The organism is Teredinibacter sp. KSP-S5-2 (assembly GCF_032773895.1).
In the GTDB taxonomy this organism is placed as follows: domain Bacteria; phylum Pseudomonadota; class Gammaproteobacteria; order Pseudomonadales; family Cellvibrionaceae.
This window is the reverse complement of record NZ_CP120416.1, coordinates 653,559-678,825: the sequence shown is the minus strand read 5'-3', so window position 1 is coordinate 678,825 and position 25,267 is coordinate 653,559. Positions and strand designations below refer to the sequence as shown.

The following is a 25,267-nucleotide window of genomic DNA, read 5'->3' as shown; positions in this document are numbered from 1 at the left end:
TCAAAACAGATTTAACGCCAACAGCCTTTATACCATCTAGCTTTGCAGGTTAGTGGTTACTGCCTCAACTTATTACCCACATTTTATCCACAAGAAACCAGCAGCAATCGAAACTTGAAAAATCCTCAAAAGCGCATTATCTTGTATCAAAAATATGGACAACCCCAATATATGGTGTTTTGGTGAAATTTTGTCACAGGGTCGAATTCTCAATATCTGTACAAAATAGCAAGGAATTTTTTATAAATATTATGCAAATCAATGCCTTAACACTGAGAGTTCCTGCGTTCTAGCGGGAGCAGCAAAGAAAAAGTTGTATTGAAAACAAATAAGCAAGACGGCGACAAGATCGTCAGGCTTTTTGCAACCTTTGCATGAGGAAGCGCCTGTTTCCTCACAAAGAATTAAACGAAATTTTAAATGTAGTAACCGTTTTTAGTATCAGGAGCACACGGAGATTTATGCACACATCAGATTCAGAACTAGCGAAAACTCACAACAACGGAACCAAAACCGCTGCGCATGAGATAGATAGCTCAACCGCTAGTTCAGTAGCCGCAACAGCACCAGGGCAACTCAAAGTCATCAAACGCAATGGAAAAGTTGTTTCCTATACCGACGACAAAATCAAAGTGGCTGTTACTAAAGCATTCTTGGCTGTGGAAGGCGGATCTGCCGCAGCATCTACCCGCATACATGAAACCGTTGCCAATATTACTGATCAGATCTCAGCAACTTTCCGACGCAGAATGCCATCTGGCGGCACAATCCATATTGAAGAAATTCAAGACCAAGTAGAACTCACGCTAATGCGTAATGGCGAACACAAAGTGGCTCGCGATTACGTGCTTTACCGGGAGTCGCGAGCTAAAGCGCGGGCGGAAAAACAGGAAACGGCATTTGGCGCAAACACACAAGCTCATGCACTCAATGTCACTATGCCCAATGGTGAACAACAACCTCTTGATATCCAGCGTGTGCAAACCATTCTGTCAGAAGCCTGCCAGGGCTTAAAGGATGTTGAGGCAGCGGTAATATTTAATGAAGCCATGCGTAACTTGTACGACGGCGTATCCTACGAAGATGTAAATACTTCTTTGGTTATGTCCGCCCGTACTCTGGTCGAAAAAGAACCCAACTACTCCTTCGCAACGGCAAGACTACTACTTGATAAATTGCGAGCAGAAGCATTGAGCTTTCTGGATGTTGCAGAAACCGCAACCCAGGCCGAAATGCAGGTTTATTACGCACAAGCATTACCCAAATACATTGCCAAAGGTATTGAACTTGAGCTTGTTTCGCCCGAACTATTAAATTTTGACATCGCCAAACTAAGCGAGGCGCTTTTACCTGAGCGTGATTTGCAGTTTACCTACCTTGGCCTGCAAACCCTTTACGACCGTTATTTCATTCACAGTAATGAAATACGATTTGAGCTCCCTCAAATATTCTTTATGCGTGTCGCAATGGGCTTGGCGCTCAACGAAGAAAACAGAAATGAACGTGCAATTGAGTTCTATCGATTGTTGTCCTCGTTTGACTACATGAGTTCCACACCAACACTGTTTAATGCGGGAACCTTAAGGCCTCAACTGTCTTCTTGTTACCTCACCTCTGTGCCAGACGACCTGCACGGGATCTACGGTGCAATGCAAGACAACGCCATGCTATCCAAGTGGGCAGGCGGTCTGGGTAATGACTGGACACCTGTTCGATCTCTGGGAGCCTATATCAAAGGCACAAACGGTAAATCCCAAGGCGTGGTGCCATTTTTAAAAGTTGCGAACGATACGGCTGTTGCAGTAAACCAGGGTGGTAAACGTAAAGGGGCTGTCTGTGCTTATTTGGAAACCTGGCACCTGGATATTGAAGAATTCCTGGAGCTGAGAAAAAACACAGGTGACGATCGTCGAAGAACCCACGATATGAATACCGCAAACTGGGTTCCAGATTTGTTCATGAAACGTGTTTTTGAAGATAAAGAGTGGACGCTCTTTTCACCCCACGACGCACCCGACCTTCACGATGCTTTTGGTCAGTTCTTTGAACAACGCTACACAGAGTACGAACAAAAAGTTGCATCAGGCGAAATAAAACTATTCAAAAAAGTACGTGCTGTCGATCTATGGCGCAAGATGCTCGGCATGTTGTTTGAAACCGGTCACCCTTGGATCACGTTCAAAGACACCTGTAATTTACGTAGCCCACAGCAACACGTCGGTGTCGTGCATTCATCAAACTTGTGCACCGAAATTACGCTCAACACCAAGCCGAATGAAGAAATTGCGGTGTGTAATCTGGGCTCAATCAACCTTGCCCAACATATTGTTGATGGTAAGCTGGATACAGGCAAACTGGCAAAAACCGTTTCAACCGCTGTGCGTATGCTCGATAACGTGATCGATATTAATTATTACGCCGTACCAGCAGCAAGAACATCTAACCTTCGTCATCGCCCCGTTGGCTTAGGATTGATGGGCTTTCAGGATGCCCTGTACAAAATGAAACTCCCCTATTCCAGTGATGAGGCGGTGGAGTTTGCAGATCGTTCAATGGAAGCCATTAGCTACCACGCAATCAAGGCATCCAGTGAACTGGCCAAAGAACGCGGAAGTTATTCAACCTTTGAAGGTTCGTTGTGGAGCAAAGGAATTCTTCCGATCGATTCGATCAAACTGGTTGAAGAAAACCGCGGTGCAGAATTTATCGAGGTAGATAAATCCACCACGCTTAACTGGGATTCACTTAGAACTCAGGTACAAACCCAAGGTATGAGAAACTCAAACGTAATGGCCATTGCACCAACCGCAACCATTGCCAACATCACCGGAGTTTCTCAATCGATCGAACCGACGTATCAAAACCTCTACGTAAAATCGAATCTTTCCGGTGAATTTACAGTGGTCAACCCATACCTTGTTCACGATTTAAAAGACCGTGGTTTGTGGGACAGCGTCATGGTCAATGATTTGAAATATTATGAGGGTTCACTGCAAAAAATTGATCGAATTCCAGAAGAGTTAAAAGCACTTTATTCAACTGCGTTTGAAGTTGAACCTCGCTGGATAGTAGACGCAGCAAGCCGCAGACAAAAATGGATTGACCAGGCTCAGAGCTTAAACCTCTATATCTCCGGGGCTAACGGTAAAAAACTGGACATCACATACCGCATGGCTTGGTTCCGAGGACTAAAAACTACGTATTACCTACGTGCACTGGCAGCGACAACAACAGAAAAATCAACGATAAATACTGGCTCATTAAACGCAGTATCGGCAAATAACACTGGTTCATCCTCATCCGTGGCGGCACCGGCAGAAGTTCCTAAAGCCTGCTCACTGGACGACCCGGATTGCGAGGCTTGCCAATAACAAGCCCGTAAAAAAAGAAGGACCAAAGGGGGAGCACTGCCTGGGATGGAGTTGGAATACGGCACCAACTCCATACCCAGGCCTTTTACCCATATAAGAATCTATTTGAAACACAAAATCGCAGTAAGCTAAGGAAATATTTATGCTGAGCTGGAATGACTATGAAGAATCGTCAACCACTTCAACAACCAAAACCGCACCACAACCTCCAGTTCAACAAAACACTGTTGCGGAGTCATCTGCAACTTACGTTGTAGAAAAACAAGAACTAAAAGCGGAACAAGCTCATACACCAGAGAGCCTTGAACAGAATGCAGACAGCATATCGATAGATAGTGACGCAGTAAAAAAAGCCCAGCAGGCAATCCATGATATGGATCCTGCTCCAGGGTTGGAAGAGCTGGAAATGGGCGCAGCCCGAATTGAAGTCGACGATAAACGTATGATCAATTGTCGCGCAGACCTTAATCAACTTGTGCCATTTAAATATGATTGGGCCTGGCAAAAATACCTTGATGGTTGTGCCAACCACTGGATGCCACAAGAGGTCAATATGACCGCAGATATTGCCCTGTGGAAAAGCGCCGATGGCCTGACAGAAGACGAGCGAACAATCGTAATGCGCTCACTCGGATATTTTTCTACGGCAGACTCGCTTGTTGCGAACAATTTAGTATTGGCAGTATATCGTCACATCACCAACCCCGAAGCACGCCAATATTTATTGCGACAAGCTTTTGAAGAAGCAATTCATACTCATGCTTATCAATACTGCATTGAATCTCTTGGCATGGATGAAGGTGAAGTCTTCAATATGTATAGGGAAATACCATCTGTCGCAAAAAAAGCAGCATGGAGCATTGCGCATACCCAAGGGATCGGTAACCCGCAGTTTTCTACAGGGACACCAGAAGCCGATCAGGAATTATTAAGAAACCTCATTGGGTTTTACGTAATTACCGAAGGTATATTTTTCTATTGCGGTTTCACTCAAATATTATCGATGGGTCGACGCAATAAAATGACGGGTGTAGCGGAACAATTTCAGTACATTTTACGCGATGAGTCGATGCATCTAAATTTCGGTATTGATGTCATCAACCAAATTAAATTAGAAAACCCGCATTTATGGACGACGGAATTTCAGGAAGAAGTTAAACAAATGGTTCTTGAAGGGACTGAATTAGAAATCGCCTATGCCAGGGACACCATGCCACGTGGAGTGCTAGGTATGAACGCGGCGATGATGGAAGAATATCTGCACTTTATTGCTAACCGTCGCCTGGCTCAACTAGGCCTGAATGAAGTCTATACTGGAGCCAAAAATCCATTCCCGTGGATGAGTGAAATTATGGATCTGCGTAAAGAAAAGAATTTCTTTGAGACACGCGTCATTGAATATCAAACTGGTGGCGCGTTAAGCTGGTAACACGTTGGAGGCAACTCTAACGTACGTCGTTCCCACGAGTTTAATTGAGTATATGTTCAATTAAACTCGTCAGATCGACACATTAATATGTGAAGAGTGTTTTCTCATGACACAGAAAAAAAGTGACACTTATTGTATCGTTTCTTCTACCGAAGAACTTGTTGAAGCACTAAGAAAACTAAGCAAATCCATCGGCAGCCTAAGCAGTGTGCTTAACGAAATGCAAGATGAGCTGGAGCAACAATACAATTCGCACATTGACCTGGATTTACTTGAACTTGAAACGATAGATATTCCTAAAACAATTCATTGATGTTGTTTATGTGAGACCAAACATGCCGACAGCTCTAGAGGAAGTCCAGCTTGCCACCCAACACACAAGCTACAGCAATCGCTTGCCAAGTAATATTGCCAACAGTAATCTCGATAAAAAGAAAATAATCAAAATAGTTCGCCACTTACGGGATGATTTATCCCGCATATTTCCAAATGAACTTATGCCCAGTTCGTGGATAATCCGATGCTTGATAGAAAGTTGTTATACAGAATCTCACGGGCTCTCATGGCAAGCTTCGGTACTCCACATACTCCGTTCAGTTTCTGAAAATACTGCATCCAGATATGGCGTAAATACCGTCTTTTTCCAAGAAGATGGTGTCACGCCTCTGTTTCCAAACAAGGAAGACTTCAGCCCATCTCATGCGCATACCTTTGCAAACCTGGCTCACAAGTACCTCAAGCTTCAACAGCAGAACCAAGACATAACCAAATATTTATATCAAACTAGCAACCCATAATGGCTACAGATAAAGATATGGCACACGGATAGCATTACTTCAGCTCTGCCCTATACTTGTATACACATATAAATATTCCATAATCCATTTGGCTAAGAGCTTGCATGACCAAAGTACTCGTCGTCGATGATGTTGAAGACAATATAGTTTTGCTTTCATTTGAGCTAGAAGACGATGGCTTTATTGTTGAATCTGCGTCAGATGGTCAAACCTGCCTTGAAAAAGCGATCTCCTGCTCGCCGGACATCATTCTTCTGGACATTCGTATGCCAGGAATAGATGGTATTGAAACCCTGCAAAGATTGAAGAAGTCAGAGAAAACCAAGCACATTCCCGTCATTATGGTGTCGGCAAATGACGCCGACCAAAGTATCGTTAAAGCTCTGGATCTAGGCGCTCACGATTTTGTCAGTAAACCCATTGAGTACTCAGTACTATCGGCCAGAATGCGCTCAGCTCTGCGCTTAATTCAAACCAAAAAAGACCTGGAAAAGGCAAACAAGGAACTGGAACGCCTGGCGACTCAAGACTCATTAACCGATGTTTATAACAGAAGGCATTTTTATAACCTGTCAGAAATGGAATTCGCCAAAGCCGTTCGGCACAAACGCAAACTATCGGTTCTTATGATAGATGTTGACATGTTCAAAACAGTGAATGATACCTATGGGCACGCGGCCGGAGACGCAGCACTGCGAGTACTTGCGGAATGCTGTCGGGAAGTGACACGCTCCTCGGACGTGATTGGCCGATTAGGTGGAGAAGAGTTCGCCCTTACCTGCCCGGATTCAGATCTGGAAGGTGCCTTTTCTCTTGCAGAAAGAATTCGGGAGAACTGCCAAAATAAAGTAATCACGCTCGATGATCTTTCCTTTGGTATTACTCTCAGCATTGGCGTTACAGAAATACAGCAACAAGACAAAAGCCTGGAACAACTATTACAGCGCGCAGACAACCTGCTATATCAAGCCAAAGAGATGGGTAGAAACTGCTCTGTCGCAAGCTAGCTCGCAACTTAAACGTCCCCCTCCCCCCTTCATCTGACACAATCCACACGTATTTTCGGTCATGTCGTGTAGGCAATGTCTCACATTCCCCAATGACCATCACCACTGTTTTCTCACCCCCTAAATAAGCAAAATACTCATCAACAAGGACGTAGACAGGGAACAGTGAACTGGCCAGGAAGGGTCAACGGAAGCGCCTTTAAGGATTGTGTGGTGTTCCAAAGGATAGGGACACTAATTAAGACGCGAATGGATTTATGGATCCCACCTACAAGGAGGTTAACAAGGAAGATTCTTAGGTCATGGAAGGCCAACGGAAGCATGATGCTTTCAGGACAGTGGGTAGAAATCAGGATTAGATGGAACTGGCAAAGGGAAGCAACAAATCGGATGTTTAAACAGGAGGTTTACAAAGTAAGGAGGCTTTACAAGGATGAACTTACCAGGATGGTAAAGGGAGCAGCCAAGAAGGAAATTCGTATTCAGTACGATACTCCAAGGATGGATGTGGATTTAAAGAATTACAGGGATGCCCCATGGACGGAACTGTTGGCCAGGAAGGCCAAAGGAAGCGCCCCACTCAAACGAGTGTATAGACAGCGTCAGAAGGGCTGTAGCTCCCCCCAGAGTCTCAGCCAATTCTGACTGTTTGTCTGCCCTTTCCAAACTACAACCCTCTGGCAATACACAGTAATCCAGCGACTGATATAGCGTCAGTTATTTCCCCTCGCATCACCATATCCACAGCTTCGGTGATCGGCATTTTTCTTACTTCAATATCTTCCGTATCTTCCAATAACTGTCGACCTATTGAAAGCTCTGTAGCCTTGTAAATAACGGCGTATTCATCAGTAATAGAATTGGACAGGTGTAACCCCATCAATTTTTGCCATTTACCGGCGACCAAACCAACCTCTTCTTCCAACTCTCGTTTTGCTGTTAGCAAAGTATCCTCACCTTCAGGAGAGCCTCCTTCCGGAATCTCCCAGGTTGCCTTTTCCAGAGTGTAGCGACTTTGCTTTACCAGCCAGGTATTACCATCATCATCCATTGGAATAACACCCACAGCTTTATTTTTGAAATGTACAACACCGTATATGCCTTTCGATTTACCAGGGGTAATGACATCATCGTGGTAAACCCGAATCCAAGGATTGTCATACACCGTTGAGCGATTAACTCGAAACCAGTTACCAACCACAGCCTTAATTTGTTCTTTCATAAAACCTACTCAGTCATCAAAACAGCCTGACTCTTTTTATTTTCAGGGATATCTTCCCAATGAGTGTATTTGGTCGTTCCCGCTTCACTTACCCACTTGTATATTGGGTTACTTTTTGCTGGATCAGCATCTCGACTCAACATGGCGTCACCATCTTCAGCCTGATTCACAAACTGGGTGTAATCAACACCCTCTAATTTAGGGTCATCCAAAACAATAGAGATTAGCTGGTGTATTTTGGCGTTTAATAACAGTTCCGCAGTATTCTGTTTTTCAATTAGCGTTCTAACTTCCTCGTCAGACAAAATGGCTTTCACTCGGGTATCATTTTTCAGGTACTGCATTCTCCTCCACACCCAGGAAAAGTTGTCTGCGACAAACTGCTCAGGGTCTTTATTTTTTTCTTGAGAAAAAGCCTTAGCCATTCCCACCATATCTGGTTGAGACATAAGCTGAGAAAACTCCGGCAGCTTTTTAAGCGCTCCGGTGTTATTGGTTGCCATCAAATACTGCGCTTGAGGATTTTGCACCAAACGTTTTAACTCTTCCGATTTTGCTAACCCTTGAAAATGAGTTACCGTTTTCGCGGGCTTACTGGTCATAACAGCAATAATTTTTGCCTGCTCCTCATCCTTACCTGTAGCTCGAGAACCAAGATATGCAGCGGTTTCCATCGCTTTGCTGGCCACCTGTCGGATTGCCTGATCTGATGATGGTGAATCAACCACAACCTCGGCATGACTCAATTCAGCGTCACTTGGCGCGTCTTTTAGGGATAGCGCAAAATCAATAAACCAGACAAACACCAACCCACTAACCACATTAACCCCAGCGCCAATCACAGCACCAAGAGCGGGAAGCTGCCCCTTATTCTTGCTTATCAAAGGCGATATATTGGGAACAGATGAAACAAATAACTGAACAGAGAAGAATAAACACGGCAAGACCACTAAAGCGGCAATCAAAGGAGAGAAGCCCTGCTCTTGTAAAATATCCACAAGAGGGCGTCCCAAAACGACACATGCAACATAAGCTGCAACAACCCCCAATACAGAAAAAAAACTCAGCCAAGAGCCTTTGAAATATCCCCTAATTGCCCCCCAAATTACCCAGGACACAAATAATAACGTTGTGATGTTCTCTGGCATTGCTTTCCCCTATATTTTGCGCATTAATTGGCTCGAATTTGATCAACAATACAGGCCTAAATACAGTCTTTCTCTCGGTTATGCGCTATAATCGCCCACCTTCGTTCAACCAACAAGTAGCGGTTGGAATAACTCCCACCCACTTTAAGCTTAAACCCCCAGTAATATCCCGGATTACCTCTATGCAACATACAGGAATGGTGACTTCTCTTTCCAACGAAAACGAATTTACCCAAAGGCACATCGGACCAAACCAGCAACAAGCCGATGCCATGCTCAAACAATTGGGTTACTCAAACCTAGAGGAGCTGATATCAGCTACTGTTCCTCAGTCAATCCGACACGAGGCAACTGCGGTACTTAAACCGGGTATCACGGAACATAAAGCACTACAGGAACTCAAGTTAATCGCGGAATCCAACCAGTTGTTTTCCACCTATATTGGCCAGGGATATCATCCCACCTACGTCCCGCCGGTAATCCTGCGTAATGTGCTTGAAAACCCTGGTTGGTACACAGCTTATACGCCATATCAACCCGAAATAGCCCAGGGACGTCTTGAAGGTCTGCTGAATTTTCAACAGATGATCATTGAACTCACTGGCATGGATATGGCAAATGCCTCGATGCTGGATGAGGCAACGGCTGCCGCTGAAGCCATGGCTATGGCTAAACGCGTATCGCGAAAGAACAAATCAAACTGCTTTTTTGTTGATGCCCAATGCCACCCACAAACCATCGCCGTCGTAAAAACCCGTGCCGAATATTTTGGTTTTGAGATCAAAGTTGGAGACCCCGCGACCTCAGAAAGCCTGGAAACAGACTATTTCGGAATTTTGATCCAGTACCCAGGCACTGACGGTGCAATTCCAGACTTAAAACCTGTGATTGAAAATGCTCATAGCAAAAATGCCCTGGCCATTGTTGCAGCGGATATCATGAGCTTAGTGTTGTTGAAATCTCCAGGAGAACAAGGTGCCGATATCGTTGTAGGCTCCAACCAGCGTTTTGGCGTACCAATGGGATTCGGCGGACCTCACGCTGCTTTTTTTGCCTTCTCCGAAAAACATAAAAGATCCACTCCCGGACGAATCATTGGCGTATCTGTCGATGCTCGTGGAAAAACAGCATTGAGAATGGCCATGCAAACCCGGGAACAACATATTCGAAGAGAAAAAGCCAACTCCAATATATGTACCTCTCAAGTATTGCTTGCGGTTATGAGCGTTTTTTACGCCATGTATCATGGCAATGAAGGCATTACCCGGATTGCCAATAGAATTCATTTCTTCACCAAAGTTATCGCTCTGTCTCTGCAAGAACTAGGCTACCAACTCAATTCAGAAACTTTTTTTGACACTATATGTATCGAGGTTGGAGAACAACAAACTGCAATATACGAGCGGGCACAAGCAAAAAAAATTAATTTACGTAAAGCTGGCGATACGAATCTAGCGATCAGCATGCACGAATGTGCATCCTTTGATGAAGTAAAAGAACTCATCGAAGTCTTTAATCTGGAAGGCAAAGAGATTGGTTATCCAGACATAGAAAAGCAAGCGCAAAAACAAATTATTCCTGATCACCTACAACGTAGACAGAATGCTCTCAGCCACGATATTTTTGAAAAATATCATTCTGAAACAGAAATGATGCGTTATTTAAAAAGGTTGGAATCTCGCGATATTGCACTTAACCACTCAATGATCCCCCTCGGCTCATGCACTATGAAATTAAATGCAACTGCCGAAATGATTCCTGTTACCTGGCCGGAATTTTCCAATATCCACCCACATGCACCAATTGAGCAGGCTCAGGGGTATATAAAGCTTTTCGATGAGCTTCAAAACATGTTAAAGGCATGTACAGGTTACGATGCAATAAGCCTTCAACCAAATGCAGGTTCGCAGGGAGAATATGCCGGTCTAGTTGCAATAAACAAATATTTTGAACATCAAGGCGAGCTAGATAGAAAAATATGCCTAATACCGGCATCGGCTCATGGCACCAACCCCGCCTCAGCCCAAATGGCCGGGTTAAATGTAGTCGTTACCAAATGCGATGATAAAGGTAACGTAGATTTACAAGATTTACAGAAAAAAGTAGAAGAACACGGAAGAACCATTGCCGCATTAATGATTACCTACCCATCTACGCATGGAGTGTTCGAAGAGCAAGTTAAAGAGATATGTGATCTAGCCCATTCAGTTGGGGCTCAGGTATATATCGACGGCGCAAATATGAACGCACTGGTCGGGCTTGCGGCCCCTGGTGAATTTGGCGGCGATGTCTCCCACTTAAATCTACACAAAACTTTTTGTATTCCTCACGGCGGCGGCGGCCCGGGGATGGGCCCTATAGGGGTAAAATCCCACCTCGCACCATTTTTGCCTGGTCACCCTGAACAAAGCGTACCCGGCACATCGCTGAATAACGGAACAATATCCGCGGCCCCATGGGGGTCAGCAAGTATTCTACCCATAAGCTGGATGTATATTCGGATGATCGGCGCGGAGGGAATAAAGAAAGCAACAGAAATGGCAATACTCAATGCAAATTACGTCGCCCACCGTTTACAAAATCATTTTCCAATTTTGTATACAGGAAGAAATGGGCGCGTGGCTCACGAATGCTTGCTTGACCTACGTCCTGTTAAGGAGCGAAGCGGAATATCTGAAGAAGATATCGCAAAAAGACTGATGGACTTCGGGTTTCACGCACCAACAATGTCTTTCCCCGTTGCAGGGACTTTGATGATTGAACCCACTGAATCCGAATCAAAAATAGAACTCGATCGTTTTTGCGACGCAATGATTCAAATAGCAGAAGAAATTAATCAAGTAGAACAAGGGGATTGGCCTTTGGATAACAATCCTCTGGTCAACGCACCGCATACACTGAATGATATCTTCGATGAAAGCTGGGAGCGCCCGTATTCAAAAGAAACCGCAGGCCGTCCTTTACCCTATTTGAAAGACCACAAAGCTTGGCCGTACGTAAATCGTATAGACAACGTATATGGGGACAGAAACCTAATCTGTTCATGCCCAGGCATTGAATCGTATCAAGACGTTGAGTAAAAAGATGCGCTCACCGGAAAAAGGTGGGCAACAGACCTCTTTCCAAATAGATACACACACATTAGCCGTATATTTGTCTCAATAATACAAAAACAGATAAACCTGAAAAGAGCGCACAAAAAAAGCGAACCTATTGGTTCGCTTTTTTGCCGCCCCTGTCTCCAAAAGCGCCAGTTAATTCCAGCTTAACTATATTAATCGCTAAACGGGATTAAGGAGATATTATAAATTTTTGCTTCCCGAGCAGCATCAGCAATTGAAACATATGTTTCAGCTGAAGAAAGTTCGTGCGCACGAACAATTACAGAAGCATCAGGGTTCTCAGCTTTCTTCTGAGCAATCAACGAACGAATAGAACGAACGTCAACACGACGGGTATCTATAAAAACCTCGTCCGAGGACTTAACCTGGATAAGAATATTTTTAGGTTGATCTGAGTCCACCTGATTATCTTGAGGGGTACTTTCCGGAACATTGACCCCAATAGACTTCTCCTTAACAAAGGAGGCTGTCACAATGAAGAAAATCAACATGATAAAGACCACGTCAAGCATAGGGGTTAGGTCAATCTCTGCTTTATCTTCGGCTTCGCCCTTATGTTTCTTTCTACGACTCACGATTTGATCTCCAGAATAGTTAGTTTGGCAGTTACCACTGCCCATAAAACGATCACTAAGCCAAGTATCTTCAGTTTAGCCTAGCCCTCCCCCAGGTAAACCGCAAAGGCGCAAATGGCCACATCAGCTTAGAGGTGTAAGTTTAAACCACCTGCATGTTATTGAATACCCATATATCACACCCAGACGGCAGAATAATGGCTTATGTTGTGCTGAAACATAAAAACCACTAAAAGTGCTGTTTTTTTAGCCATCCAAGGGAAGATTGAGCTGTCGCATTTCTCCGCTCATACAGGATAGACGCAATCCAACTCCTAACAACCTCACAGGCAAGGGATTTCGGCTCCTTGCCACCATCGCCAGGCGCTGAAACTCCTGTGCTGCAGTGGAAACGAATTCAGCCCGATTTCCCGTCCCCCACTTTCGGAGTAGGGATTTTGGTATTACCGCCTCTTTTGTGGTTTGACTGAAATCACTAAACTTAACTTTAACAAAAAATTTTACCGGATCTTCAATTCTCGCCTGCCTGGCTACCCTTTCAGAGAGCTGCTCCAGAACCTCAGACAACCGGGTATTTACCATACTTGTATCAACGATATCCGAGGAAAACGTCCTCTCCACGCTAATTGATTTTCGCGCATCTCGTGGTTTTACAGGCCTATCATCAACCCCCTTAGCCCGCATATACAATTTGTGGCCAAAAGTTCCGAACTGTTTTAGCAAAAAGTCCAACCCCGCCTCTTCAATATCAGCGCAGCATTGTATTCCGTATTTAGCTAAACGATTTTGCGTCACTTTACCGACACCAGGTATTTTTTTGACAGGTAATTCTGCGAGAAAAAACGGAAGCATCTGAGGTGTTATTGTAAAAAGCCCCCCCGGTTTATTCCAGTCACTTGCCACCTTAGCCAAAAACTTAATTGGTGCAACACCAGCGGAAACAGAAATACCTATCTCTCGTTTCACTCTACTCATAATTTCCCGAGTGATTAATGTTGCACTGCCGCGATTTTTATCTGAGAAACTGACATCGATATAGGCTTCATCGAGTGAGACTGTCTCCACTTGATCTGAATACTGGCCAAAAATATTCATCATGCATTGCGAATATTCCCGGTATAGCGGCATGTTAGGTTTAAGCAACAAAATAGATGGGCACAACCTCAGCGCTTCAGCCGAAGACATAGCTGAACAAACACCATATTTTCGGGCTTCATAATTACATGTAGCAATTACCCCCCGCCCGGAAGGGTCGCCTCCAACACCAACGGGTTTATCTTTTAGATAGGGTCTGTTTAACAGCTCAACTGCCGCAAAAAAACAATCTGCGTCGATATGTATGATTTTTTTCATAAAAAAGAACCAAATTACTGTATTAGTATACAGCACATTCATTTTTGAATTATCTTTTTTTATGAAAATGAACAAAAAAATTGTTTTTAAATGCGGGTGCCCATATCTAATCGAGGATCAGCTCAAAAAAATAAGTTCATACAGTATTACAGTGGTCGATTTTTTTTACACTTAGATCAGTTTTGGCTTTAATTTTAAATATTACAGCTTCTGTAACTGATAATATTTAAACAGTAATTTGAATTATGTTTTCCACTTTTTTGTATAGGCTTTTACCAAAAAATAGTTCAAAAAAAATATCAGAATGAACACTTTGTAATACAGAAAAAATTCATATCCCGAAGACTTTTTTGACCAAAAATTAAAAAAATTTAGGTTTTTTTAAAAAAAACGGTAAAAAAATGCAAAAAATCCTTTAAAATCAATAAAAAAGCTTGAATTTTTCTTGTTATTTCGTAATGTAGTGCTACAACTTCTTTAAATCCATAAATAAAGGGTAATTCCGATGGCAGGTCGTAAGGCAAAAGTTGTCGATTCAGTTGCAGCTTTAGAAGCTGAATTGGCTCAACTTAAAACTAAACTAGAGAAAGCGCGTGCAGCAAATGAAAAAGATGCTGCTACTGCCGCCACTCAAACAGCGAAAGCAGCAGCTGCTGCTGCAAGCAAAGCGAAAGCAGCAAAAGCTAAAGTAGCTTCTATTCGCTCCAAAAAGAAATCAGCTGCTCAGGCTAAGCAACTTACTGCTGCAAGAGCGGCTGCCGCTGCGGCAAATAAAGTAGCTACTGAAACAAAGAAAGCTGCTCAAGAAGCTAAATCTGCGCTAGTAAAAGTTAAGGCTGACAACAAACAAGCTACAGCACTTGCTAAAGCTGTTGCTAAGGAAGAAGCTACTCTAGCTAAAAAAGCAGCAGTAGAAGCTAAGAAACAAGCTAAGAAAGACGCAGCAGCAGCTAAAGCAGCAGCGAAAAAAGAAGCTGCAGCAGCTAAAGCCGCCGCGAAGAAAGAAGCCGCTGCTGCTAAGAAAAAAGCCGCCGCAGAAAAGAAAAAAGCTGCTGCTGCTAAGAAAAAAGCCGCCGCTAAAGCCAAAGCTGCAACTAAAAAAGCCGCTGGCAAGCGTGGCCGTCCAGCTAAAGCTAAACCAGCTGCTGCCGCTGCCAAGAAGGCTCCAGGCAAGCGTGGTCGTCCAGCTAAAGCCAAACCAGCTGCTGCCGCTGCCAAGAAGGCTCCAGGTAAGCGTGGTCGCCCAGCTAAAGCCAAACCAGCTGCCGCTGCAAAACCAGCTACTAAGCGTCGTGGTCGTCCACCAAAGAAAGCTTAATGCTCTTCTAATAAAAAAAGGCTGCTCTCTAGGCAGCCTTTTTTTATGTCTCATTATCTTGAATAGCTAATTGACCCTTCTCCTGATTTTAAAACTCTCAATCAGGTTATTTTCAGTAACACATATAGATCGAAACCGTAGTTTATCTCCCTGCTGATTCTCTGCGTCAAAATCAATAATGTACTGAATTCTACTCTCGTCGATATAGTTCGGTTCCGGCTGATTTTGAGTAATTAACACCAGATTGATCATAAGCGATGTCTTATCTGTAAACGTGCTTTGACATAACTTCCACATATTTAGCTTCCAGATTCTAAGCTCCTCCGCCCGTTTTCTTTCCTCTGCCAATCTCATTTGCTCTAGCTCTTCAGCCGTTGGTTCGAGAACAATCGGGACTTTTGTCGTTAAGGTGCGAAAACTCACCCCATCCACCATCTCATTGTAGCTTTTACCGTTTTGCTGACGGCAGAGTATTCTATAAACGGGATGACCGTCAGAGCTGCGATCCAAATCCAGCGTTCCATCAAGCACAACAACACACCGATCTATAGATTCGGCAACCTCTGCTGCTTTTTTTAAATCAAGATAGAGAGTTTGGTATTGAGAAGGAAGCCAAAGACGGTTTTCATCGAAAGCCAGGCCCGAAAGAACAGGGGTTAGCCACAACCCAATTGCCAAAACGAGCTTAGCGAACAGATTGAATTTTACCAATTGCCATTGCATTGAATACATACCCAAACAGAACCAACATCTTGTCCTCACTTCCCTTTAGAAACTCAACTCCGTAAAAAAAATCACCGTTGCTGCGCTGGATTTTGGAACGAATCATCACTTCAATCGACAATAACCGCTGTATCCCAGCAACTTCAAACTTGCCCTTTATTTCAACCTTCTCGCCAACTTCCCCAACACTTCGCTCTAGTAATAGACCAGCTCCAGAAACACTTATATCCGCTATTTTTCCAGTAATTCCTCTCAAACTTCGATCGACTGTACTTGAAACTAATATTGGCAAGCTCACTTCTACCCTCATTGCAGTGCGCACAGACTTATGCTTGATTGCTTGAGGAATATCCAGATATACCATTAATGTAGGGATTTCTGAAATAAACAACACCGTAGTGGGAAACATAGCAATGCCAATCGCTGTAGAAGTTCGAATAGCGACTTTTTGCCCCTCTTTGACCACAGGAAATTCACCTGTTGGGGACACAGAGACAATAACTGCCTCTCCTGGAATTCCACCAATATAAGTACAATCAAACCTTGTTGATTCTTTGGGATTAGGATGGATTTGAACAATATTCCCAACATGTAAATCCAAATCGTCAAATTGCAATATTTCGTGAGAAGACATAAGCCACAGTATTATTTATGTATACACAAAGCCCAAAAGATCTATATCGGCATATCCTTAGTAAATATTAGCAGTAGAATCGATTCACGTTTTTTGAGTACCAAATTCATTGGTTAAATAACAGGCCATCTGAAAGCAAAATGGGAGCAGGCCCGCGGTTGATATGACAGCGGAAAACAAAATATACATCCCCACGCTCAGATAACAGAAGAGATTCCAGAAAAAGATATGGTCTACAGAGAGATGATTCGGTCAGCAATATGGTCTCACCCCACATTGCTGACGATAAGGTAAAAAGATCAGTTTACTGCCGTATACTTGGAGACTTCGTATTCATCTTGAACGGACTCAGCCTGCCAATAATCTCGCACAAAAAAGCTAAGTTTAAGAGCTCCTCCCAATAACAGAAGCAAGCCCCAAGATCCGATTTCAAACGGAGCGAGAAAAGTAACAGCGACCATTGATAAACCAAGAATAAATGGTGCCAAATAGTTTGCAGCACTGATCCACACCCAGGAAAAGTACCACTTATCAAAGATACCGATCAAAGCAAAAATGTAGCAACCAGCCAGTCCCAGAAGTAATATTCCACCGAGTACGGTGACCAAAATCCCCACACCCCCAGCAAAAATCAGTGAAGCTAGAGATGGAAGCAGCATAGCCGTTGCGACAAGCACCCCAACAAGCGGGAGCCCCCAGATAACAGCCCAGAGGAAGATCAGAAAATTTCTCACTTTATCTCTCCTCTATCTCGAGTCAACGGCGCTAGTGGTCTCCTCGGATGTTCCCTGTAATGCTTATAGGGAGTCTTAACATACTTTCGGTACAAGGCTTTTGCCTCATGAGGCAATGCCAGCATAGCCGGTGTAACAACCAGAGTGAGTATGGTTGAAAACAACAAACCATAGACAATAGCACTGGCAAGGGACACCCAGAATGAACCAACTACCCCCCCGTGGATTATCGTTCGTCCAACCAAATCGATACTGAGGCCTCGAGCCAAAGGCAATAAACCCAGTATCGTTGTGAATGTTGTTAAAAATACTGGACGTAGCCTTAACGTCGCGGCTAATAAAGCAGCTTCTTTCTCTTCTAACTCTGGACGGGTTTTACGTACATGATTAAACGTATCAATCAGTACAATATTGTTGTTCACCACAATCCCCGCCAAAGCAACAATACCTACCCCCGTCATAATGACACTGAATGTAGAGCCGGTAAGAGTCAGCCCCAGAAAAACACCCGCGGTTGACAGAATAACAGAAGAAAGTGTCAAAAAAGCTTGGTAGAAACTATTAAACTGGGTCACCAGCAATATAAACATTAAGAATAATGCCAATAACATAGCGGTGGTTAAGAAAGCCTGAGATTTTTCCTGCTCTTCATTAGCACCTCGATACACGACCCGAACGTCCTTATCCAAGGGGTTTTCTTTTAACCACGCCTTGATCTCTTTCACTTTGTCTTCTGCGTTGACACCATCTTCCACATCGGCCAGTACCATTGCATATTCTTTGCCGTTAATACGCTGAACTTTATCGACTCTTGGACTGGCAATTCGCTTAACGAAACTGGATGCGGCGACTGTACCGTTCGCAGTGTTTACCTTGATATTTTTTAATTGCTGCAATCCACGTTCAGATTCAGGTAATCGAACGCGAATATCTACCTCATCATCAGCGTCATCGGGTCGATATTCAGACAACTTAATACCATTTGTGACCAACTGAACAGCTCGACCAACTTCCATCACATTCGCGCCCATTTGCGCGGCCAAATCCCTGTCTACTTCGATCGTCCACTCAATACCAGGTAACGGTGTAGAATCCGTAACATCCCTTAAGCCAGGAATATTTTTTTCTAACTGAGCACGTAAATCCCGGGCACTGTTCAACAGTTTCTCCCGATTAAGCGACTCTAACTGAATTTGCACGGGTTTCCCGACAGGAGGCCCCCCTTCCATTGCCACCGCATTCACATAGACACCAGGCATATTCTTAGTCTTCTTGCGAATCTCGGCATAGACTTCATGAGTTGACCGGCCCAAAACTTCAGGCTTATAAGTTTCAATCAACATCGCGGCGATCTGATCCTTTTCCGGTGACCGGGGGCCAAATTGCTGCGGAGCCCCAGGGCTGGCAACCGAATACACAACCTTAACACCAGGAACACTCATCACGACTTTTTCCACCTCCGCCGCTAGTGCTCTCGCTTCTTCTACCGCCAAATTACCTTGAGCACGAACATCCACTGTGCCAATAATTTGCTCAGTTTCAACAAAAAACTCCACGCCTTTATTAAAGTTGGCAAAGGCCATGAATATCGCAACCAACAAATAAATAGCACCAACAAAAAGCGCAAACGGATGGTCTATTACACTCGTTAAAACTTTTACATACTTCCCGGTAATACCGCCATGCGAACGGGGATCATCCGTCTCCAGTCTTTTAAGATAATCGGTTGTTTTTTCATCCATTTTATTCTTGCCCATTAACGCCCCCATAACAGGGGCAAATAACAAGGCATATAAAAGGGAACCGACAAGAACAGCAAAAACGGTAACCGGCAAATAACGCATAAATTCGCCAGCGACACCAGGCCAAAACATGATAGGCAAGAAAGCCGCAAGAGTGGTGGTAGTCGAAGCTGTAACCGGCCAAAGCATTCTCTTTACTGCATAACGATAAGCTTCTTTACTGTCAGAGCCTTCCGCCATTTTCCTGTCAGCATACTCAGTGACAACAATCGCACCATCGATCAACATACCCAGGGCCAAAAGCATGCCGAACAACACCATAAAGTTGAATGAGAACCCAATAAAGTAAACAACCAGCAAGCCAAACAGGAGAGAAAACGGAATACCAATCCCAACCAAAATCCCAGACCGATAACCTAGCGCAGCAATAATAATGACCATTACCAAAACCATGGCGGTCATAATATTTCCCTGCATTTCATTAATCATTCCAATTGAGAAATCGGATTGATCCATCAAATAGTCGATAGTAACTGCTTCGGGAACTGTTGGTTTCAGCTCATCAACGAGCTCTCTCACGGCTTTAGTTACAGCAATATCATTTGCTTCATTGCGTTTTCTGACCTCAATTGAAATGGCTCTTTCACCATTAACAGTTGTATATTGCCATGGATCTTTAAAAGTACGGCGCACATCAGCTACTTCACCTAAACGAATAACGCCATCAGCATTGGCTCGGATAGGTAAGTTATAGACATCGTCCCGGTCTTCAATTAATGCGGGGACTTTTACCGCAAAACGCCCTTCACCTGTATCAATATTGCCGGCAGGTACAAGTAAATTATTACTCACCACAGCGTTAAATATTTCACCACTGGTAATGCCATAGCTTTCTACGCGAGAAGGGTCGATAGTCGCTTCAATGACTTCTTCCCTGTGACCTGTCAGCTCTGCTTCTAATACACTTGGGAGAGATTCTATCTGTCGTTTCAATGTTTGCGCTGTTTGATAAAGCACACGTTCCTGCACTTCACCCGCAACCGTCACAATAATAGTTGGAGCATCATCCGCAGAAACTTCATTGACAACAGGCTCTTCTGCATCGATAGGTAATTCAGCTTTCGCTCTATCAACAGCAGTACGCACATCAAGTAAGGCTTGATCAACATCCTGATCCGCCTCGAACTCAACAATCACATACGAAATAGATTCTCGAGATGTGGCACGAATTTCTTTTAACCCTTCTAGAGAACGTAGCTCTTTTTCCAAAGGGCGAACCAATAAGCGAGCCCCATCTTCAGGAGAAATACCATCCTGATAAACAGAAACAACCGCAATGGGAACAGAAGGGTTAGGAGAAGCTTCAATTGTCATGTTATTGCGCGCCTGAATACCCGCAACAACAATTAAAACCATGATACAGAGCGTTGCTCTCGCTCTGGAAATTGCTGCACTGATTACATTCATTACTGGATACCTACAACAGATGCTTCAAGAACATCATCCCCTTCCTTTGAACTCTCCTCTCCATTAATCACGACCTTAACCTGCTGACCTTCAGAGACATATTCCTGTCCAACAGTAATGAGCAAAACATTTTCAGGTAAACCCGTCACCCAAACACCGTCTTTATCATCACCGATGAGGTTGACACTCACACTGCGAACTTTTTCTGACTCATCCAGTATACGTACAGCAATTTTTCCGGAATCCTCCAAAGAAAGTAGAGAAGGAGAAATTAAGTGCGCCACTTCAGATCGAGTTGCAACAGTAATATCTGCCGTTAAGCCAGCCTTTAAAACCAAATCTGCATTTGGCACCACAACCTCAATACGAAATGTTCGCGTCAATGGGTCTGAAGTATGGCCAATGAATCGCAATGTGCCATCCAAGGTTTCCCCGGAAATAAAATGGACTTTTGCTTGAGCACCTCGATCCAACTGCATCACTTCATCTTCCGATATTTGTGCTGCAACAACTAAAGGTGACAGTTCAACAAGAGAGGCACAGGGTTGACCACGTTGAAGAAAATCTCCCGCTTCAGCTTCACGTCGTTCAATGATGCCGGAAAAAGGTGCTTCAATTGTGAGCCGATCCAACTCCAAAGTTGCTCTCTTTAATGTTGCTTCAGCTAAAACCAGACTGGATTTCGCCGCAGCAATCTGAGATTTCGATTGGTAACCACCGTCTTTAAGTTTTAACGCGCCTTGATAGTCAAGCTTTGCTTTTTCCAATGAAGCTTTTGCTTGCGCCAATTTTAACGCCCTGTCTTCAGAATCCAACTCACAGAGAACGGAACCTTCTTCCACCCAGGTACCCTCTGTTGCTGGAGTGGACACAACAACACCATCTATTTCCGCCATAACCGCAACAGTTCGATTTGCTTCGGTTTTACCTCTGGCCAAAATTCCTCGCTGATATTCCCGGGCATGATGATATTCTGCCTGCACAGTAAATACCGACGCATTTTTTGATTGCTCAGCAAGCTCTGCGTCTTTTTCCAATTTATTTTGGCGAACATAACCAGAAGCGACCCATAATACGGTTAAAACCGATAAAAATAACGCCAGCCGGTAATTTGAATTCATGAGTTCTTCCCAATAAAAAAACGAAATGGATTAGCAATACAAACAGATACTTTTTATGCTCGAAAAGTATCAGAATTTCGCAGAGAAAGAGGGAACTCTATACGAGGGTGAAGACGGTGAAGTAGCTCCCCTGCACTCCAGATGCGGAAGCTTATTACATCAAAGGAACTGTGAACAGAGAGTGAATGTTACCCTTTGTTATCATTGATAAAAATCAACAATGTTAACCAATTGCAGCTAAAGTGGTGTAATCCAATTTATCTCTTGGTGAAATTGCTAATCTATCAAATTCTAAATTCCATTGTACTAATAAACGCGCCAACGCTCTTGCTTGTTCGTCCAAACTAATAAGCTCTTCCAGCGTGTCTTTTTTTCCAATGTAGAGTTTTACTTTACGATGATTTGAAGCAAAGCTGTGTTCAGGGTAGGACATTCGATAGACTTCCAATTTCCATCGTAAGTTATGCACCATATTGCGGTAGTAAACCAACTTGGTAAATAACGAAATTTTGCTGATATCAGTTAACTCACCGAATACAGTAAAGTCCGTTCCAAAAACCAAGACGCGCTTACAATTTGAATCAGCAATCACTGTCGCTGTTCGTTGATGATCAACCAAAACCGCCAAATCACCGAAGACCTCCCCAGGTGTCAGGTAGTTGACGACTTTTCTCTCTGCCTTGGTATCACCAACCAACACAGCAAGCTGACCTTTCAATAGGAAATACAACCATTGATCATTTTGCCCCTGTTCCATCAGAACCTCGCCAGGTCGAAATTCACTCACACGCGAATAGCGCATCAACAGGTCATATTGATACTGATCTGTTTGCTGTACTGTCTTATAAAATGGTATGGAGGCCAAAAGGTTATCAAGCGTTGCCTGAGGGTATCGACTTAGAGGATGAACTTCCATAAAGCGCCTAGTGAATTTTATTAAATCTGTTCTGCCTACGCAGCTCGACTATTCTTCTAAAACAATAGCCGTTAATCCGAGTAGCGAATCAAATTTGAACGACATTCTTATTCCATTTAGTATTTTTGTTACCCAAATCACGCTCAAAAACTGAACCAATGCTCTTTTCAAAATGGCGCAACAATCAACATAAGGATGTAACTCAAATTTGGGTGCACTCTACAACTTCAGGCGCCAACTGCCAAGACCTTAAAGAAATGTTTATACCTCTGAAATTTACTATAAATCCAAGAATTCACGGCTTGAAGTGAGACTAAATTCCTGTACAGTTAGTGGGGTAGTCTGGTGCTGTTCTCGCTAAGGCGAAAACTCGCACCGGACTTTGTCGGTATATACTTATATTACTTAGTTGTAAAACAGCGTTAACAGCATACTTTAGAAACCCCTTATAAAAGGGTAAAAGCAACGTATCCGTATCAATGAATACTGGAGCTTATGAGGTTCATATGATAAGAACGAAAAAAACTCCGATCTCTCAAATTGGTCGTCTAATCACAATTGCTGCACTCTCAATCGCCTCACTCTGTGCAAGCGCAGAACCAACGATAAATGGGATGTCCACCCACTCTGAGCTGGGTAAAGAACAGTTTATCGCCGCACTTTTCACCGAAACCCTGACAGACAGCTCTCGAGATGTGCTGCTGGCTGACGAAAACAAACGGATTCAAGTCAGAGTCACTGCAGATAGACTCTCCTCACGACGCTTTAAGCGAATGTGGATTGAAGGGATGGCGATTAATGCCAGCCCAGCTGAGCTGGAGAAACAAGCTCAAAATATGGCCGACTTCAGTAATATGCTGAAAATTAAGATGCTTCAGGGAGATATTTTTACCATCGACCGGGGGTCAGACACAGTAAAAGTCATTCTCAATGGTGTTCAACTGGGCGAAATAGAAAGTACGCAGTTTTTTGACCTGTTACTTCGAGCCTGGATCGGCCCTGTTCCGCTGTCCTCAGAGTTCCGCAGCAAATTGGTTGCTAATGGTAAGGTCGAGTCAGGCTTACAGTCCCGATTCGATGAAACTCGCCCCTCCGATGAACGTATTGCCACAGTGGATGAATTGGCTCAAAGCATCGCGGCGAGACATCAGGAAGCATCAGAAGATCAGACAGATATACCCAAGGTTGCGGTAGACCTGCCCTCGGAACCGACTGTTGCAGCGCCAAAAATCGCAACCGCTCCGCTTCCAACCGCAAAAGTGGATATTGCTCCACCCGCGGCCGTCGCGGCAACCAAACCCACTCCAGAGCCACCTAAGGCAAAACCTCAGCCCAAGGCAAAACCAAAGCCCAAACTCGCGATGGCCCCCAAAGAAGAGCTATTGGATGATGAGCTTGAAGAAGACGACCTGGATTTCACAGCAGAAAGTCTACTAGAACAGCAGCTCTACATTGCCAAGCTGAAAAAGTGGTCAAGCAAATTTATGAAATACCCCTCGCGGGCACTTTCACTTAGCCAGGAAGGAATAGTAAGGCTTGCCGTTACCATCGATCGAGAAGGAAAAGTATTGAATATTGAAAGCGTGCAAAACAGTGACTATTCGGCGTTGGATAAAGCCGCGGAGAAAGGCGTAAAACGTGCCAGCCCTTTCCCAGCTATGCCTGAAAAAATGAGCGGGGAGCAATTTACCTTTAGTTTACCCGTGGTATTCCAGCTCAAATAATTTGATAGCTATTCTGGCTGCCCCATTCCGGGGCGGCCATTTCTATACCCTTCCAGCAAGCTCCTGCAAACGCTCCAATACAACAGATTGAATATCCTTAACCTCCAAAGCAGATAGTTTTGGTAAATCCGAAAGCAACAGGGAATGTAAGTGCAGGCAGGGCGTATCCGCATCCAGTTCTCGTAGGTCACCTTTGATTAACACTGGCAAAAAAGGCTTGTCTGATGGGCGATGTTGATTTATCAGTTTTAACCCAACGTCAAGCGGAACACGTCGAAAGTTTCTCTTTCCGGCATCACTTCCTTTTAGCGGAATCATCATACTTAAACGACCTTTTTCATCTCTGGGGTCAGAAGGTACGATAAAAATGCCCGTCGCCTTAACAGAAGCCTCCTCAATTCCGTGGAAAGTGTCATGAGCAGCATAGGGGTTAGGAAGGATAACCAACTTGTGATTCTCATCCTTAGGGAAAAAGATATCGTAATTGGTATAAAGCTGTTCTACCGACCCCGAATAAACACACAGTTTATTTTCGAAACCGAGAACAAAATTTTCTGCTCTTTTTCGTTTTTGGAATTGCTCCAGATCCCAAACAAGGTCTTTGTTATCCATTCTGCTCCAAATAACTCTCTGAATTACAAATAACCCACTCAAACTAAGTGAAGTAAGTACTGAACGATACGATACCATTCCTTCAGGAATGCATTATCAACACCTAATGATAATAGTAACCGAAGACTTGGCGTTTAGCTCATTAATTTAATTGGGGTGATATTGCCAATATCTTACAAGAAGATATCATTGATAGCGAAAAATTATGACTATTAATACATTTAACAGCCATTTTTTATAGCAGCGAGTCTA

The 25,267-nt window shown here is 43.8% G+C and carries 20 protein-coding genes; 9 read left to right on the top strand and 11 right to left on the bottom strand.

Annotated features, from left to right (window positions below; all coding sequences use genetic code 11):
* Window positions 1-461 precede the first annotated feature (461 nt).
* The 6 genes from P5V12_RS03170 (at window position 462) to P5V12_RS03145 (ending at window position 7,249) form a co-directional block, all read left to right on the top strand.
* On the top strand, window positions 462-3,371 hold the full coding sequence (locus P5V12_RS03170) for a ribonucleoside-diphosphate reductase subunit alpha (RefSeq protein ID WP_316955787.1): 2,910 nt from the start codon (window positions 462-464) through the stop codon (window positions 3,369-3,371).
* Between the two features lie 142 nt (window positions 3,372-3,513).
* Window positions 3,514-4,800 (top strand): ribonucleotide-diphosphate reductase subunit beta, encoded by a 1,287-nt coding sequence (locus P5V12_RS03165; protein WP_316955786.1) that lies wholly within the window; start codon window positions 3,514-3,516, stop codon window positions 4,798-4,800.
* A gap of 106 nt (window positions 4,801-4,906) precedes the next feature.
* Window positions 4,907-5,113 (top strand): hypothetical protein, encoded by a 207-nt coding sequence (locus tag P5V12_RS03160; RefSeq protein ID WP_316955785.1) that lies wholly within the window; start codon window positions 4,907-4,909, stop codon window positions 5,111-5,113.
* Window positions 5,114-5,135: 22 nt separating this feature from the next.
* A complete protein-coding gene (locus P5V12_RS03155) occupies window positions 5,136-5,597 on the top strand; it encodes a hypothetical protein (protein ID WP_316955784.1) in 462 nt (153 codons plus the stop codon).
* Window positions 5,598-5,701: 104 nt separating this feature from the next.
* Window positions 5,702-6,604 carry a diguanylate cyclase gene (locus P5V12_RS03150; protein ID WP_316955783.1) on the top strand — a complete coding sequence of 301 codons (903 nt, stop codon included), beginning with the start codon at window positions 5,702-5,704 and terminating at the stop codon, window positions 6,602-6,604.
* Between the two features lie 249 nt (window positions 6,605-6,853).
* Window positions 6,854-7,249: a hypothetical protein gene (locus tag P5V12_RS03145; RefSeq protein WP_316955782.1), complete on the top strand. Its 396-nt coding sequence runs from the start codon at window positions 6,854-6,856 to the stop codon at window positions 7,247-7,249.
* 22 nt (window positions 7,250-7,271) lie between these two features.
* Here the strand turns inward: P5V12_RS03145 and P5V12_RS03140 are convergent, their stop codons facing one another.
* Together P5V12_RS03140 and P5V12_RS03135 are read right to left on the bottom strand one after the other, a co-directional pair.
* Window positions 7,272-7,826 carry an NUDIX hydrolase gene (locus tag P5V12_RS03140; RefSeq protein WP_316955781.1) on the bottom strand — a complete coding sequence of 185 codons (555 nt, stop codon included), beginning with the start codon at window positions 7,824-7,826 and terminating at the stop codon, window positions 7,272-7,274.
* Window positions 7,827-7,831: 5 nt separating this feature from the next.
* The gene (locus P5V12_RS03135) at window positions 7,832-8,974 is read right to left on the bottom strand and encodes a CvpA family protein (RefSeq protein WP_316955780.1); all 1,143 of its coding nucleotides are present in this window, start codon (window positions 8,972-8,974) and stop codon (window positions 7,832-7,834) included.
* A 182-nt stretch (window positions 8,975-9,156) separates the two neighbouring features.
* Between P5V12_RS03135 and gcvP the strand changes: the two genes are divergently transcribed.
* Window positions 9,157-12,054, top strand: a complete 2,898-nt coding sequence (gene gcvP / locus P5V12_RS03130) for an aminomethyl-transferring glycine dehydrogenase (RefSeq protein WP_316955779.1) — start codon at window positions 9,157-9,159, stop codon at window positions 12,052-12,054.
* A 194-nt stretch (window positions 12,055-12,248) separates the two neighbouring features.
* Here gcvP and P5V12_RS03125 read toward each other — a convergent pair whose 3' ends face one another.
* On the bottom strand, window positions 12,249-12,671 hold the full coding sequence (locus P5V12_RS03125) for a biopolymer transporter ExbD (protein ID WP_316955778.1): 423 nt from the start codon (window positions 12,669-12,671) through the stop codon (window positions 12,249-12,251).
* 246 nt (window positions 12,672-12,917) lie between these two features.
* Window positions 12,918-14,024 carry a DNA polymerase IV gene (dinB, locus tag P5V12_RS03120; protein ID WP_316955777.1) on the bottom strand — a complete coding sequence of 369 codons (1,107 nt, stop codon included), beginning with the start codon at window positions 14,022-14,024 and terminating at the stop codon, window positions 12,918-12,920.
* Window positions 14,025-14,529: 505 nt separating this feature from the next.
* Here dinB and P5V12_RS03115 point away from each other — a divergent pair.
* Window positions 14,530-15,342: a hypothetical protein gene (locus P5V12_RS03115; protein ID WP_316955776.1), complete on the top strand. Its 813-nt coding sequence runs from the start codon at window positions 14,530-14,532 to the stop codon at window positions 15,340-15,342.
* 66 nt (window positions 15,343-15,408) lie between these two features.
* Here P5V12_RS03115 and P5V12_RS03110 read toward each other — a convergent pair whose 3' ends face one another.
* The 6 genes from P5V12_RS03110 to P5V12_RS03085 form a co-directional block, all read right to left on the bottom strand.
* Window positions 15,409-16,065, bottom strand: coding sequence for a hypothetical protein (locus P5V12_RS03110; RefSeq protein WP_316955775.1), 657 nt, complete (start codon window positions 16,063-16,065; stop codon window positions 15,409-15,411).
* Entirely contained in the window at window positions 16,028-16,699 is a 672-nt protein-coding gene (locus P5V12_RS03105; RefSeq protein ID WP_316955774.1) for a PilZ domain-containing protein, read from the bottom strand. Before P5V12_RS03105 ends, P5V12_RS03110 begins: the two co-directional genes overlap by 38 nt.
* A 299-nt stretch (window positions 16,700-16,998) precedes the next feature.
* Entirely contained in the window at window positions 16,999-17,433 is a 435-nt protein-coding gene (locus tag P5V12_RS03100; RefSeq protein WP_316955773.1) for a hypothetical protein, read from the bottom strand.
* Entirely contained in the window at window positions 17,430-20,642 is a 3,213-nt protein-coding gene (locus tag P5V12_RS03095; RefSeq protein ID WP_316955772.1) for an efflux RND transporter permease subunit, read from the bottom strand. The genes P5V12_RS03100 and P5V12_RS03095 overlap by 4 nt, the downstream gene beginning before the upstream one ends.
* Window positions 20,642-21,763, bottom strand: a complete 1,122-nt coding sequence (locus tag P5V12_RS03090) for an efflux RND transporter periplasmic adaptor subunit (protein WP_316955771.1) — start codon at window positions 21,761-21,763, stop codon at window positions 20,642-20,644. Before P5V12_RS03090 ends, P5V12_RS03095 begins: the two co-directional genes overlap by 1 nt.
* Before the next feature lie 223 nt (window positions 21,764-21,986).
* On the bottom strand, window positions 21,987-22,679 hold the full coding sequence (locus P5V12_RS03085) for a cyclic nucleotide-binding domain-containing protein (protein WP_316955770.1): 693 nt from the start codon (window positions 22,677-22,679) through the stop codon (window positions 21,987-21,989).
* Between the two features lie 506 nt (window positions 22,680-23,185).
* On the opposite strand from P5V12_RS03085, the gene P5V12_RS03080 reads away from it, so the two are divergent.
* Window positions 23,186-24,403, top strand: coding sequence for a TonB family protein (locus P5V12_RS03080; protein ID WP_316955769.1), 1,218 nt, complete (start codon window positions 23,186-23,188; stop codon window positions 24,401-24,403).
* Window positions 24,404-24,445: 42 nt separating this feature from the next.
* On the opposite strand, the gene P5V12_RS03075 is transcribed toward P5V12_RS03080, so the two are convergent.
* The gene (locus P5V12_RS03075; protein ID WP_316955768.1) at window positions 24,446-25,015 is read right to left on the bottom strand and encodes a hypothetical protein; all 570 of its coding nucleotides are present in this window, start codon (window positions 25,013-25,015) and stop codon (window positions 24,446-24,448) included.
* Between the last annotated feature and the right edge of the window lie 252 nt (window positions 25,016-25,267).